Annotated in this window: 14 protein-coding genes; 12 read left to right on the top strand and 2 right to left on the bottom strand. The window is 66.7% G+C overall.

Annotation, left to right across the window (positions count from 1 at the left end; translation table 11 throughout):
- Positions 1–41: 41 nt before the first annotated feature.
- The 8 genes from V9L20_RS22930 (at position 42) to V9L20_RS22895 (ending at position 8,548) form a co-directional block, all read left to right on the top strand.
- Positions 42–845: an alpha/beta fold hydrolase gene (locus V9L20_RS22930; protein WP_337298370.1), complete on the top strand. Its 804-nt coding sequence runs from the start codon at positions 42–44 to the stop codon at positions 843–845.
- Positions 842–2,026, top strand: coding sequence for an ABC transporter substrate-binding protein (locus V9L20_RS22925; protein ID WP_258503237.1), 1,185 nt, complete (start codon positions 842–844; stop codon positions 2,024–2,026). The genes V9L20_RS22930 and V9L20_RS22925 overlap by 4 nt, the downstream gene beginning before the upstream one ends.
- Positions 2,027–2,186: 160 nt before the next feature.
- Positions 2,187–3,059, top strand: coding sequence for a branched-chain amino acid ABC transporter permease (locus tag V9L20_RS22920; protein WP_258503236.1), 873 nt, complete (start codon positions 2,187–2,189; stop codon positions 3,057–3,059).
- The gene (locus V9L20_RS22915) at positions 3,056–4,030 is read left to right on the top strand and encodes a branched-chain amino acid ABC transporter permease (RefSeq protein ID WP_337298369.1); all 975 of its coding nucleotides are present in this window, start codon (positions 3,056–3,058) and stop codon (positions 4,028–4,030) included. The genes V9L20_RS22920 and V9L20_RS22915 overlap by 4 nt, the downstream gene beginning before the upstream one ends.
- A 124-nt stretch (positions 4,031–4,154) precedes the next feature.
- Complete coding sequence (locus V9L20_RS22910; protein ID WP_337298368.1) at positions 4,155–4,907, top strand: ABC transporter ATP-binding protein; 753 nt, start codon at positions 4,155–4,157, stop codon at positions 4,905–4,907.
- Positions 4,907–5,608 carry an ABC transporter ATP-binding protein gene (locus tag V9L20_RS22905; RefSeq protein WP_126746614.1) on the top strand — a complete coding sequence of 234 codons (702 nt, stop codon included), beginning with the start codon at positions 4,907–4,909 and terminating at the stop codon, positions 5,606–5,608. Before V9L20_RS22910 ends, V9L20_RS22905 begins: the two co-directional genes overlap by 1 nt.
- Before the next feature lie 21 nt (positions 5,609–5,629).
- On the top strand, positions 5,630–6,514 hold the full coding sequence (locus V9L20_RS22900) for an AraC family transcriptional regulator (RefSeq protein ID WP_337298367.1): 885 nt from the start codon (positions 5,630–5,632) through the stop codon (positions 6,512–6,514).
- 105 nt (positions 6,515–6,619) lie between these two features.
- The gene (locus V9L20_RS22895; RefSeq protein ID WP_337298366.1) at positions 6,620–8,548 is read left to right on the top strand and encodes a tannase/feruloyl esterase family alpha/beta hydrolase; all 1,929 of its coding nucleotides are present in this window, start codon (positions 6,620–6,622) and stop codon (positions 8,546–8,548) included.
- A gap of 4 nt (positions 8,549–8,552) precedes the next feature.
- Here V9L20_RS22895 and V9L20_RS22890 read toward each other — a convergent pair whose 3' ends face one another.
- Positions 8,553–9,464 (bottom strand): LysR family transcriptional regulator, encoded by a 912-nt coding sequence (locus tag V9L20_RS22890; protein WP_337298365.1) that lies wholly within the window; start codon positions 9,462–9,464, stop codon positions 8,553–8,555.
- A gap of 106 nt (positions 9,465–9,570) precedes the next feature.
- Between V9L20_RS22890 and V9L20_RS22885 the strand changes: the two genes are divergently transcribed.
- Both V9L20_RS22885 and V9L20_RS22880 read left to right on the top strand, forming a co-directional pair.
- Entirely contained in the window at positions 9,571–10,314 is a 744-nt protein-coding gene (locus V9L20_RS22885; RefSeq protein ID WP_337298364.1) for an SDR family NAD(P)-dependent oxidoreductase, read from the top strand.
- 31 nt (positions 10,315–10,345) lie between these two features.
- Positions 10,346–10,570 carry a tautomerase family protein gene (locus V9L20_RS22880; protein ID WP_337298363.1) on the top strand — a complete coding sequence of 75 codons (225 nt, stop codon included), beginning with the start codon at positions 10,346–10,348 and terminating at the stop codon, positions 10,568–10,570.
- Between the two features lie 27 nt (positions 10,571–10,597).
- Here the strand turns inward: V9L20_RS22880 and V9L20_RS22875 are convergent, their stop codons facing one another.
- Positions 10,598–11,305 (bottom strand): Crp/Fnr family transcriptional regulator, encoded by a 708-nt coding sequence (locus tag V9L20_RS22875; RefSeq protein ID WP_337298362.1) that lies wholly within the window; start codon positions 11,303–11,305, stop codon positions 10,598–10,600.
- Positions 11,306–11,450: 145 nt separating this feature from the next.
- Between V9L20_RS22875 and V9L20_RS22870 the strand changes: the two genes are divergently transcribed.
- On the top strand, positions 11,451–12,374 hold the full coding sequence (locus V9L20_RS22870) for a 3-keto-5-aminohexanoate cleavage protein (protein ID WP_337298361.1): 924 nt from the start codon (positions 11,451–11,453) through the stop codon (positions 12,372–12,374).
- A gap of 62 nt (positions 12,375–12,436) precedes the next feature.
- Positions 12,437–13,429 carry a Bug family tripartite tricarboxylate transporter substrate binding protein gene (locus V9L20_RS22865; RefSeq protein WP_337298360.1) on the top strand — a complete coding sequence of 331 codons (993 nt, stop codon included), beginning with the start codon at positions 12,437–12,439 and terminating at the stop codon, positions 13,427–13,429.
- Positions 13,430–13,432 lie beyond the last annotated feature (3 nt).

The following is a 13,432-nucleotide window of genomic DNA, read 5'->3' as shown; positions in this document are numbered from 1 at the left end:
CCCCATCCCCACCTTCCCCCAGCGGGGGAAGGAGCAACGCGATGAGCACCGACTTCGCCACCATTGAATGGCGCAACCGCGCGGTGCGCATCGAGTGCCAATGGATCGCCCCCGAACGCAGCAATGCCCCCCTCATCGTCTTCCTCCACGAAGGCCTCGGCTCCGTCGCCATGTGGAAGGACTTTCCCGCACAGGTCTGCAAAGCCGCCAACGCCCGCGGCCTGGTGTTCTCCCGCCCCGGCTACGGCCGCTCCACGCCGCGTGAAGAAAACGAAATCTGGGACGTCGACTTCATGCACCGCCAGGCGCACGAAGTGCTGCCCGCCCTCTTCGCCGTACTGCAGCTCGGCGATGAAAAGCCCTGGCTCTTCGGCCACAGCGACGGCGGCTCGATCAGCTTGCTGTATGCCTCGCGCTTTCCCGACAAGGTGCAGGGCCTCGTCGTCCTGGCGCCGCACATCTTCGTGGAAGACGTGACCGTCGCGAACATCGAGCAGGCCCGCACCGCGTACCTTTCCACCGACCTGCCGAAGAAGCTCGGCCGCTACCACGACAGCGCCGATTCGGCCTTCTGGGGCTGGAACCGCATCTGGCTGCATCCGCCGTTTCGCGAATGGAACATCGAGGCCGAGCTCGACGCCGTCCGCTGCCCGGTGCTGGCCATCCAGGGTATCGACGACGAGTACGGCACGCTCGCGCAAGTCCACGGCATCGCGGCGCGCGTCAGTGGATGCGAGCTGCTCGAAATCCCTGAATGCGGGCATTCCCCGCATCGCGATCAGCCGGATCGTGTCATCGTCGCGACCACTTCTTTCATTACCAAAAACAGGAGACAAACACCATGACCCCACTCACCCCGGTTCGCACCGCCCGCCTCGCGCTCACCGCGATTGCATTCGCCGCACTGGCATCCGCCGCCGGCGCCCAGGGCACCGGCAAACTCAAGGTCGGGCTGATGCTGCCCTACAGCGGCACCTTCACCGCGCTGGGCGTGGCCATCGAGAACGGCTTCAAGCTCTACGTCGAGGAACAGGGCGGCAAGCTCGCGGGCCGCGAGATCGAGTTCTTCAAGGTCGACGACGAGTCCGATCCGGCCAAGGCCACCGACAACGTCAACAAGCTCATCAAGCGCGACAACGTCGACGTGATCGTGGGCACCGTGCACTCCGGCGTCGCCATGGCCATGGCCAAGGCCGCAAAGGAAAGCGGCACCGTGCTCATCGTGCCCAACGCGGGTGCCGACGCGGTCACCGGTCCGATGTGCGCGCCCAACATCTTCCGCAGCTCGTTCAGCAACTGGCAGCCGGCCTACGCCATGGGCGAAGTGGCCGCCAAGCAGCAGGGCAAGAAGAAGGTCATGACCATCACCTGGAAGTACGCGGCCGGTGAGGAGTCGGTCAACGGCTTCAAGGAAGGCTTCGAGAAGGCCGGCGGCAAGGTCGACAAGCAGCTCACGCTGCCGTTTCCCAATGTCGAGTTCCAGGCCCTGCTGACCGAGATTGCCGCGGCCAAGCCTGATGCGGTGTATGCCTTCTTCGCGGGCGGCGGCGCGGTGAAGTTCGTCAAGGACTACCAGGCCGCCGGCCTCAACAAGACGATTCCGCTCTACGGGCCGGGCTTCCTGACCGACGGCACGCTCGACGCGCAGGGCGAAGCGGCGCAGGGCATGCTGACCACGCTGCACTACGCGGATGGCCTGAACACGGCGCGCGACAACGCGTTCCGCGTGGCGTATGCCAAGTCGTTCAAGCTGCAGCCCGACGTGTATGCGGTGCAGGGTTATGACGCGGCGCAGATGCTGGGCGTGGGCCTGGCTGCCACCAAGGGCGACATCGGCAAGAAGGCCGAGTTCACGGCCGCCATCGAGAAGGCCAAGATCGACAGCCCGCGCGGCGCGTTCACGATGAGCAAGTCGCACAACCCGGTGCAGGACATCTACCTGCGCAAGGTGGAAGGCAAGGAGAACCGGCTGGTGAGCATTGCGGCCAAGGGGCTGGCCGACCCGGCCCGAGGCTGCAGGATGTGATCAACCCACCCCCGTCCCTCGCTCACTTCGTGTAGCTCGACTCCCCCCTCAAGGGGGCGACACCAGCGGCCCGGCAAAGCCGGTTCCGCGGTGTCCCCCGAACATCGCGGGCGCTGCGCGCCTCGCTCCTTCTCCAGCCCCTCTACCGGGATGATCTAACGTGGATTTCGGCACCTTTCTTGTCCAGTGCCTGAACTCGGTTCAGTACGGACTCCTGCTCTTCCTGGTGGCCTCGGGGCTCACGCTGATCTTCGGGATCATGGGCGTGATCAACCTGGCTCACGGCAGCTTCTACATGATCGGCGCGTACATGGCGTTCACGCTCGCGCCGCTGTTCGGGGACCAGTTTCTGCTGATGCTGGTGGCCGGCGTGGTGCTGGCGGCCATCTTCGGCTACGTGCTCGAATGGGCCTTCTTCAGCTACCTTTACCAGCGCGACCACTTGCAGCAGGTGCTCATGACCTACGGGCTGATCCTGGTGTTCGAGGAGCTGCGCTCCATTCTGGTGGGCAACGATGTGCACGGGGTCAAGGTGCCGGCGTGGCTGGACGGCAGCTTTGCGCTTGGCAACGTCATGAGCTACCCGTGGTACCGGCTCTTCGCCTCGGCCGCCTGCATCGTGCTGGCGGTGGCGCTGTACTGGGTGGTGAACCGCACGCGGCTGGGCATGATGATCCGCGCCGGCGCGAGCAACCGCGACATGGTGCGCGGCCTGGGCATCGACGTGAAGCGTCTCTACCGCATCGTGTTTGCGGCGGGCGTGGCGCTTGCGGCGCTGGCCGGAATGATCGCGGCGCCGATGTCGTCGGTGTATCCGAACATGGGCGCGAGCGTGCTCATCATCTGCTTCGTGCTGGTGGTGATCGGCGGCATCGGCTCGATCACCGGCGCGCTGCTGGCGTCGCTGCTGGTGGGCTTTGTCGACACCTTCGGCAAGGTGTTCTTCGCGGACCTTGCCGGCATCGGCATCTACCTGCTGATGGCCATCGTGCTGATCTGGAAGCCTGAAGGGCTGATGGGGAGGCGGCCATGACGCAGGCGCACACTTCTTCCATGCGGCGCGGCGCGTTTCTCGTGCCGGTGATCTGCGCCGTTGCCATCGGCGTGCTGGGCCCGCTCATGGGCAACTACGTGTCGGACTTCGTCGTCAAGGTCATGATCCTGTCGATCTTCGCGCTGAGCCTCGAACTGCTGGTCGGCATGACCGGCCTCGTGAGCCTGGGCCATGCGGCGTTCTACGGTATCGGCGCGTATGTCACGGTGCTGGCCTCAGGCAACGAGGGCGGCAACCTCGCTGTGCTGCTGCCCGCGGCCATGGGTGCCGCTGCGCTCTATGCATTATTCGTGGGCGCGCTCAGCCTGCGCACGCGCGGCGTGTACTTCATCATGGTGACGCTGGCCTTCGCGCAGATGGCCTTCTTCGTGTTCCACGACACCAAGGTGGGCGGCGGCAGCGACGGCATCTACATGTATGTGCGCCCGGCCATCGGCAAGCTCGACATGGAAAACCGCATGGTGCTGTTCTACGTGGTGCTCGCATCGCTGGTGTTCACCTACGGGCTCCTCGCCCTGGTTCGACGCTCGCGCTTCGGCGCAGCGCTCGCGGGCATTCGCGTGAACGAGCAGCGCATGCGGGCGGCGGGATTTCCGGTGTACGGCTACAAGCTTGCGGCCTTCGTGCTGGCGGGTGCGCTGGCCGGGCTGGCGGGCTTTCTGCTGGCCTCGCGCGACGGCGTGGTGAACCCCGAACTGATGGCGTGGCACAACTCGGGCGAGGTGCTGCTGATGGTGATCCTCGGTGGCCTGGGCCATTTGCGCGGCGCGGTCATCGGTGCCGTTGCGTTCACGCTGCTGAAGGAGATCTTCTCCACGCATGCGGTGATGGGGCCGCTGGCGGACCATTGGCAGTTGACGCTGGGGATCGCGATCATCGTGTTCGTGGCATGGCTGCCGAAGGGGCTGATCGGTCTTGTGAAGCGCATCTCGCCCAAGGAGTCCGCATGACCCGCTCCCTGTCTTTCTCCCTCCCCTTCCGGGGGAGGGCCGGGGTGGGGGCACGCGGCGCCACCATCGGGCGCTCTGCCTGCCCCCATCCCAACCTTCCCCCAAAGGGGGAAGGAGCAACACCATGAACGCCACCGCTCTTCTTTCCGTTCAAGGCCTCACCCGCCGCTTCGGTGGTCTCACCGCAGTCAACGCCGTCACCCTCGACCTGCACGTCGGCGAAGTCCATGCAGTCATCGGCACCAACGGCGCGGGCAAGTCGACGCTCATCAACATGCTCTCGGGCGAGATCGAGGCCTCCGAAGGCCGCATCACGCTCGACGGCGCCGACGTGACGCAGCGCGCGCAATGGCGCCGCGCCCGCGCCGGCGTGGGCCGCAGCTACCAGCGCACGACCATCTTCCCGGAGTTCAGCGTGCACGAGAACTGCCGGCTCGCGGCGCAGGCGGCCACGGCGCGGCCGTGGACGGTGTGGCAGTCGTCGCAGCGCTGCGCAGCCAGCAATGCGGCGGCCGATGCGGCGCTGGAAGCGGCGGGCCTTTCGAACGAAGCCCAGCGCATTGCCGGCACGCTGAGCCATGGCGCGCAGCGCCAGCTCGAAGTGGCGATGTGCCTTGCCACCAAGCCCCGCGTGCTGCTGCTCGACGAACCGCTCGCGGGCATGGGCGCCGAGGAAACCGACCGCATGCTCACCCTGCTCGCGCGGCTGAAGGCCACGCACGCCATCCTGCTGGTGGAGCACGACATGGATGCGGTGTTCCGCGTTGCCGACCGCATCACCGTGATGGTGAACGGCACGGTGATCGCCACGGGCGACCCTCGATCGATCCGCGAGAACCCAGAAGTGCGAACCGCCTACCTCGGAGAGGACCACTGATGCTCGTCGTCCGCGATCTCAACACCTACTACGGCAACAGCCACATCCTGCGCGGCGTGCATGCCGGCATACCGGCCGCCACGTCGGTGGGCCTGCTCGGGCGCAACGGCATGGGCAAGACCACGCTGATCCGCAGCATGATGGGCTACGTGCGTCCGGCCTCGGGCGAAGTGCAGGTCGACGGCCGCACCGTGACCGGCTGGCCGCCCGAAAAAATGGCGCGCCTGGGCATCGGCTATGTGCCCGAAGGCCGCGGCATCTTCCCGAACCTCTCGGTGCGCGAGAACCTCGTGATGAGCGAGCGCGCGGGCATCGACGGCCGCCGCGCCTGGACCTTCGACCGAGTGATGGCCACCTTTCCGCGGCTGGCCGAGCGGCTCTCGCATGGCGGCCAGCAGCTCTCTGGCGGCGAGCAGCAGATGCTTTCCATCGGCCGCGCGCTCATGACCAACCCGCGCCTGCTCATCCTCGATGAAGCCACCGAAGGGCTCGCACCGCTGATCGTGGCCGAGATCTGGCGCGTGATCGGCGAGATCCGCGCGACCGGCATCGCCACGCTGATCGTCGACCGCGACTACCGCAAGGTGCTCGCGCACACCGATCTTGCGGTGGTGATGGAAAAGGGGCAGATCGTGCGGCATGGCGCGTCGGCCGACCTGCTGGCCGAGCCGAAGGCGCTCGAGGAATTGCTGGGCGTGTAGAGCGGGATGTAGAAGGAGCGCATGGCGATGGCACGCGAGATCAGCCTCCTCGACCTTTCGGGCAAGCCCGTGCGCTTCGACGGCAGGATGCTGATGAACGCGGCCGCCACGCCATGGCAGGGCTTTGCGCTGGAGGTGCGCGCCATGCACGGCGACGGCGAAAACCCGGCCTGCTACAACCCGCATCCGCTGCTCGCCTTCTGCATGCGCGGCCATGTGAAATCCGCGATGACCACAGGGCGCCGTACCAGCCACGTCGAGAGCCGGCCCGGCAGCGTGTGCATCTTCGACCAGGGCTACGAGGTCGACCGCGTGACGTGGTCCGGCCAGTGCGACGAAGTGATCGCGCTGGAGATCCGCCCCGAGACGCTGGGCAGCCTGATGCCCGAGAGCGATGGCGAGCTGCACCTGCAGACGCACCTCTCGACCACCGACGCCACGCTGACTTCGCTCGCCATTGCCATGCGCGACGAAGTGGAGCGCGGCTGCACGTCGGGCCGCATGCATGCGCAGGGCCTGTCCATGGCATTGGTGAGCTACCTGCAAAGCCGCTACGGCGGGGCGCGCAACGCGAAGCGCGCGCCGGGGCGGCTCTCGCAGGCGGACCTGCGCAGGGTGTACGACTGGGTGATGCAGCACCTGGGCGAAGACTTCGGCATCGATGAACTCGCGGCCGAACTGAACATGAGCGCGGTGCACTTCACGCGCCTCTTCAGGGCCAGCACAGGCTCGACGCCGTACCGCTATGTGATGGAGCAGCGCGTGCGCCACGCACTCACGCTGCTGGAAGGCCGGTTGTCGCTGGCCGAGATCGCGCACACGGTCGGCTTCTCGAGCCAGGCGCACTTCACGCAGGTGTTCAAGCAGCTGGTCGGCACCACGCCCGCGCGCGCACGGCTCGGGTAAGTCCCGGTGCGAGGTGAACGGATCCCGCAAGCGATGATCGCTTGTCGATAGACCAGGACGCAGGCGAGAGGCAAATTCGATCTCCACACAACAGGAGACAAGAAGATGCCCCGAACGACCCTGCGCACCGGACAAAACACGCGCACCCCTTCGCGCATTGCACCCTCGGCGTTGGCCGCCCTGTGCATGGGCATGTGCGCCGCCGCGGCGCTCACGGCCTGCGGCGGCAGCGGCTCCTCGGGGCCCTCGCTGCCTTTCATCCCCACATCGCCGCCGCCCGCCGGCCCCACAACGCCTACAACCCCCACGGCGCTCGCCTGCGACGAAAGCCTGAAGACCGCCTTCAAGCCCGATGCGAACACCACCGTCACCGTGGTGAAGCAGTTCAAGCAAGGCGATGACCTGAACCTGGACGGCAAGGCCTCGGGCACCGTGGCGGCCAACGACGTGTGCATGGTCAAGCTCAACGTCGGGCCCGGCCACGCGGGACCTGCGGACGCGCCATCCACCTCGCCGGGCATCGGCATCGAGGTGTGGCTGCCGACGACGGCCAAATGGAACAACCGCCTGCGCGTGCTCGGCGGTGGTGGCTTCGTGGGCGATGCGGGCATCAGCTCAAAAACGCAGATCGGCGGCGCCGGCGCGGCCGCCATTGCGGCGGGCGAGGGCTCGGTGAGCGCAGTGACCGACGCGGGGCATGCATCGAAATCGCCCATTGCCGTGGTGGACGGTTCGTTCGCAATGAAGCCCGACGGCACCATCAACACCACGCTCTGGACGGACTTTGCGAGCCGCGGCATCCACGAGATGGCGGTGAAGGCGAAGGCGCTCGCGGCCGGTTTCTACCAGCGCGACGCAAAGTACGCCTATTGGGACGGCTGCTCCACCGGCGGCCGCCAGGGCCACATGCAGGCGCAGGTGAACCCCGACGATTTCGACGGCATCCTGGCCGGCAACAGCGCGATCAACTGGACCACCTTCATCACCGCCGAGCTGTACCCGCAGATCGTGATGCAGCGCGACCTGGGCGGCACGCCGCTCACGCCGGACCAGATGACGCTGGTGTCGTCCGCCGCGGTGAGTGCCTGCGACAGCACGCTCACCGGCCAGCACGAAGGCTTCATCAGCGACCCCGCCGCCTGCAAGTACGACCCAACGCAGGACACCGCCGTGCTGTGCACCGGCAGCGGCGGCAGCAATGCCACCGCCGCCTGCCTGACGACCGTGCAGGCGCAGGCCGTCAACAAGATCTGGTACGGCCAGACGCGCGACGGCAGCGCACCGGCGCCGGCGAGCGACGTGGGCTACGGGGCCACGCTGGCCTCGGGCCAGCTCTGGTACGGCCTCACGCGCGGCACCGCGCTCAACAGCCCGGGCATGCCGGGGTTCTCGCTCGCGGACTCCACGGGCGGCGTACCCAACCCGTTCCCGATTGCAGCGCACCAAGTGGCACTGAACCTGCAAGACCCGACGATTGCGACGCCCGATTTCATCAATGCAACAGGCAACGGTGCGAACAACTGGAAGGCGCTGTCGTATGCGCAACTGGCCAACGCCAGCGATCGCGGCAAGGCGCTGCAAGCGGCCTTCGCGAACATCAACGCCGACAACCTCGACTTGGCCAGATTCCGCGACCGCGGCGCCAAGCTGCTGACGTATCACGGCCTGGCCGACCAGCTGATTCCTAACTCGGGCACGGCCAACTACTACGAGCGCGCGGCCAAGGCCATGGGCGGCATCGACGAGACGCAGAAGTTCTACCGCTACCTCGAGATTCCTGCGATGGGGCATTGCGCGGGCGTGGGCTCGGTCAACGGACTCGCTGGCGTGAGCCCCGCGGCCAACCCTCCGCTGCCGGCACCGAACCAGTTGTTCGCCGCGCTGACCGATTGGGTCGAGAAAGGCGTGGCGCCCGACAACCTGGTGCTGCAGAACGCGGACCAATCGCTCGCACGGCCGCTGTGCACTTATCCGAAGAAGCTTGCGTACCTTGGCGGCGACGTGAAGGCGGCAGCCAGCTTCGCCTGCCGCTGAGCCTTCACCCCAGCCGCTGCGCCATGAGGAAGTCGATGAACACCCGCATGCGCAGCGGCACGTGGCGCCCGTCCGGGTACAGCAGCGTATAGGGGCGCGAGCGGCCCGCAAAGGGCTTGAGCACTTCGACGAGCGTGCCGTCGGCCAGCTCTTTTTCCACCACGAAGCGGTAGGTCTGGAACAACCCGGCGTCGCTCTTGGCAAGGGTGACGCCGCCGAGCACGTCGTCGGAGCAGCTGTAGGCGCTGTCCGCGAAAACCTCGCGGTCCTTGCCGTTCTCCTTGAAGAGCCACGAGATGCGGCGGCCGCTGCTGGGCAGCTCGAACTGGATGCACTCGTGCACGGCAAGGTCGCTCAGCGTGCGCGGCGTGCCGGCCTTCTTCAGGTACTTGCGGGTGGCGACCACCACCAGGTCTGCATCTTCCAGGTGCCGCGCGATCAGCGTGGAGTCGGGCTGGGCGCGCACGCGCACGGCCATGTCGTAGCCCTCTTCCACAAAGTCGATGTTGCGGTTGCTCAGGTGCACGTGCAGCCGGATGTCGGAAAAGCGTTCGCGGAACGCCGGCAGCAGCGGCAGGATGCGGTGGTGGCCGTAGGTGGTGGGCACGCTGATGCGCAGCGTGCCCGAAGGCAGCGCCTGCTGGCCCATGACCTCTCGCTCGGCCTCGGCCAGCTGCGTGAGCGCTTGGCGGCATTGCGCGAAGTAGGAGCGGCCCGCGTCGGTGAGCCGCACGCTGCGCGTGGTGCGCACGAACAGGCGCAGGCCCAGTCGCTTTTCCAGTCGCGAGATCGAGCGGCTCACGGCGGCCGGTGTAACGCCGGCCGCGAGCGCCGCCGACGTGAAGCCGCCGGTTTCCGCAGCGAGACAAAACAACTCGATGCTGCCCAGGAGGATGTCGCCGAACTGCCGCTGCATGGTTTGATTACCCCATGTATCAATTGAAGTGCGAGTCTAGTGATTTATCTATGTCTGCGTCATCAATACAGTTCTCCCCACGTCATCAACTTCTGGAGAACCCGACATGCAAGACAGCAGCACTTCATCCACGGTCGTCATCACCGGCGCCTCGAGCGGCATCGGGCTGGGCCTGGCCGAGGCCTACCTCGAACGCGGCTTCAACGTGGTCGCCAATGCACGCACCGACGAGCGGCTCGCGGCCGCGGCAAAGCAGCTCGGCAACCCGGCACGCTTTCTCGGCGTCGCCGGCGACATCGGCCAGCGCGCGACCGCGCAGCAACTCATCGACCGCGCCGTGGAGCGCTTCGGTCAGGTCGACGTGCTCGTCAACAACGCAGGCATCTTCAACGCCAAGCCGTTCGTCGAATACACCGAAGAAGAGCTCGACCAGCTGGTGGCCACCAACCTCAAGGGCTTTGTCTACGCCTCGCAGACCGCGGCAAGGCACATGGTGGCGCGCCGCCAGGGCCACATCGTGAACATCACCGCGAGCATCGCGCTGCAGCCGAACCAGCAGGTGCCGGCCGCGTTGCCGGTGCTGATCAAGGGCGGCATCAACGCTGCGACGCGCGCGCTGGCGCTCGAACTCGCGCCGCACAACGTCAAGGTGAATGCGGTGGCGCCCGGCATCGTCGACACGCCGCTGTACACGCCTGAGCAGCACGGCTTCCTGAACGGCCTCTCGCCCGCCGGCCGCATTGCGACTGTGCGCGAAATCGCCGACGCCGTGCTCTACCTCACGAGCGCCGATTTCACGACGGGCGTGGTGCTGCCGGTGGACGGCGGCATGAGCACGGGCAAGTGGTGATCACACCATTCATTCATCCAAGGAGCACACCATGCCTTTCATCAACCTGAAGATCACCCGCGACGGCGTGACGCGCGAACAGAAGACCCAGGTCATCCGTGAGTTCACGGAAACACTTGAACGCGTGCTGAACAAGCCGCCCGAGTGGACGCACATCGTGATCGAGGAGATCGATACGGACGACTGGGGCTTTGCGGGCCTGACGACGACGGAGTTCCGCAAGCGGCTGGCGGAAAAGGCGAAGCCGGCGAAATGAAGGGCACACAGGCGCGGCTCGCCGCGCCTATTCGATGAAGCGCCGCAGCCCTTCCAGGTCGATCACGGTGATCCCCCCGTATTCGATCCGCAGGAAGCCCGCCTCCTTCAGCCGATTCAGTGCCGCATTGCACCGCTGCCGCGACACCCCCGAGAGATTCGCGATCTCTTCCTGCGAGGTCTGCAGGTGCAGCTCGCTGCCCGGATACAGCCACGGATGGAACAGCCCCGCCAGCGCGCGCGCCACCTGGCTGTCGGCGTCGAGCAGCCGGTGCGCCGCGTAGTTGCCCATGAACCAGTGCAGCCGTTCGTTGAGTTGCTGCAGCAGAAAGTGATCGAAGCCGCGCTGCGTGCGGTGCAGCCACTCGAAGGTCTCCAGCGGCAGCTGGGCCACGCGGCTGGGCCGTAGCGCAATGACGTCGGCCGATCGCGGGGCCGCGCGAAGCAGCGTGCCTTCGCCGAACCAGCAGCCGACCGAGAGCCCGCCGAAGGTGACCGAGCGGCCGTCGCTGGAGGTGATGGACCACTTGAGCAAGCCTTCGAGCGTGCCGTACCAATGCAGCGGCGTATCGCCGCGGCGGCATAGCGCCGCGCCGGCCGCGACTTGGACTTCGCGCATCTCGTCGAGCACGCGTTCGCGCGCCGCTTCGTCGAGCAGCGGAAACCAGGCCGAGCGCTGAAGCAGCTGTGGAACCGTCAGCGATGCCGCCTTGACGGACGGCTTCGTCGTGGACATGAAAAGAAAGCTCCTGATGGCGCGGAAAAGGGGCCGCGCCGCGTAAACCCTGACTCCAAATGTCGTCGCAATGACTGAGTGTGCCTGCCCCTCCAAAAAATAATAGCGCGCCCCTCATGAATGAAGACACCAGGAGACCCGGAGCATGTCGTCGAAGCGCAAAGTGATCGTGACCATCGCCCCCACCGGTGGCATGGCGCACAAGTCGCAGAACCCTCACCTTCCCACCCAGCCCGACGAAATCGCGGCCGACGTGCTGCGCTGCTGGAATGCCGGCGCCAGCGTGGCGGCCATCCACGCGCGCCGCCCGGACGACGGCGCCACCTGCGACGCCGAGGTGTACCGCGACATCAACAGCCGCATCCGCAACGCCGGCTGCGACATCGTCATCAACAACTCCACCGGCGGCGGGGTGCATGGCGACATGGTGAAGCCGCTGGCGGGCGACCGCTGGGAAATTGCCTGGGAAGAGCGCATCAAGGGCATGGACGCCGGCGCCGAGATGTGCACGCTGGACGCGACCACGCTCAACCTGAGCTTCGAGGGCAAGCAGATCCTGATGGACACGCCTATTACCCGCGGCCGGGAACTCGCCGCCGGCATGAAGGCGCGCGGCATCAAGCCAGAGTGGGAGGTGTTCAGCCCCACCCACATCCTGCAGGACACGACCACGCTGATCGAAGAAGGCCACGACGACGAGCCCTACTTCATCAACCTGGTGATGAACGTGCACCGCAACTTCCAGAACGCGATGCCGTATTCGCCGCGCTTCCTGCAGATGATGGTCGACACCCTGCCCCGCGGCAGCATCTTCGGCGTGAGCGGCATCGGCACCTCGCAGCTCGAAGCGAACGTGGCGGCGCTGCTCCTGGGCGGGCATGCGCGCGTGGGGCTGGAAGACAACCTCTACTTCCGCCACGGCGAGCTCGCCACCAACGTGCAGCTCACCGAACGCATCGTGCGCGTTATCCATGAGCTCGACATGGAAGTGGCCACGCCGGCCGAAGCAAGGCAGATGATGGGACTGCCGCGCAGAGGCGGGCCGCGCTCCGAGTTCGCGCCGCGTTGACGCGGCCGATCGACCCCCGCAGAACCTTGCCATATACCCGCCAGAAAAACAGGAGACATGCCATGAACAACCGCCGCCACTTCCTCCACACGCTGGGCGCAGCCACCGCGCTGGGCACCCTCTCGCCCTTGGCCGCGCTGGCCCAGGCGCTCGAGCAGGTCAAGATCTACTACGGCTTTCCGGCCGGCAGCTCGGGCGACAGCGTGGCGCGCCGCGTGGGCGAAAAGCTCGCGGGCTCGGCCTACACCCGCAACGTGGCGGTGGTCGAAAACAAGCCGGGCGCGGGCGGCCGCATCGCGCTCGAAACCCTGAAAAGCGCGCCGGCCGACGGCAGCGTGCTGGCGCTGTCGCCGTTCTCGTGCACGTCGATCTATCCGCACATCTACAGCAAGCTCAGCTACGACCCGGCCAGGGACTTCGTGCCGGTGTCGATTGCCGCCGTCATGCACCATGGCCTTGCAGTCGGCCCGCTGGTGCCGCCCGATGTGCGCACGGTGAAAGACTTTCTCGCCTGGGCCAAGGCCAACCCCAACCAGGCCAGCTACGGCTCGCCGGCGGCGGGCTCTACGCCCCACTTCATCGGCGCGTTGCTGGGCCTGAACAACGGGGTCGACCTGAAGCACGTGCCCTACCGCGGCTCGATTCCCGGTGTGACCGATGTGGTGGGCGGGCAGATCGCGGCCATGGTCACCCCCAGCGGCGACTTCATTCCCAACCACAAGGCCGGCAAGCTGCGGCTGATCGCCACGTCGGGCAAGGCGCGCTCGCCCTTCTCGCCGGAAGTGCCGACCTTTGCCGAACAGGGCTTCGGCGAGCTGACCACCGAGGAGTGGTTCGGCTTCTACGCGCCGGCCAGGACGCCTGCCAGCGTGGTGGCCGCGGCCAATGCCGCGATCAATGCGGCCATCAAGGAAAAGGTGGTGACGGACAGCCTGGCGGTGGTCGGCCTGATCGCCCAGGGTTCCACGGCCGAGGAGATGGCGCGTTCGCAGCGGGCCGAGGCGGAGCGCTGGGGACCGCTGGTGAAGAAGATCGGCTTCACGGCGGACTCCTGAGGC

The sequence above is a fragment of the Variovorax sp. CCNWLW225 genome (assembly GCF_037204045.1).
Classification (GTDB): Bacteria; Pseudomonadota; Gammaproteobacteria; order Burkholderiales; family Burkholderiaceae_C; genus Variovorax.
This window is presented reverse-complemented; position numbering and strand designations above follow the sequence as displayed.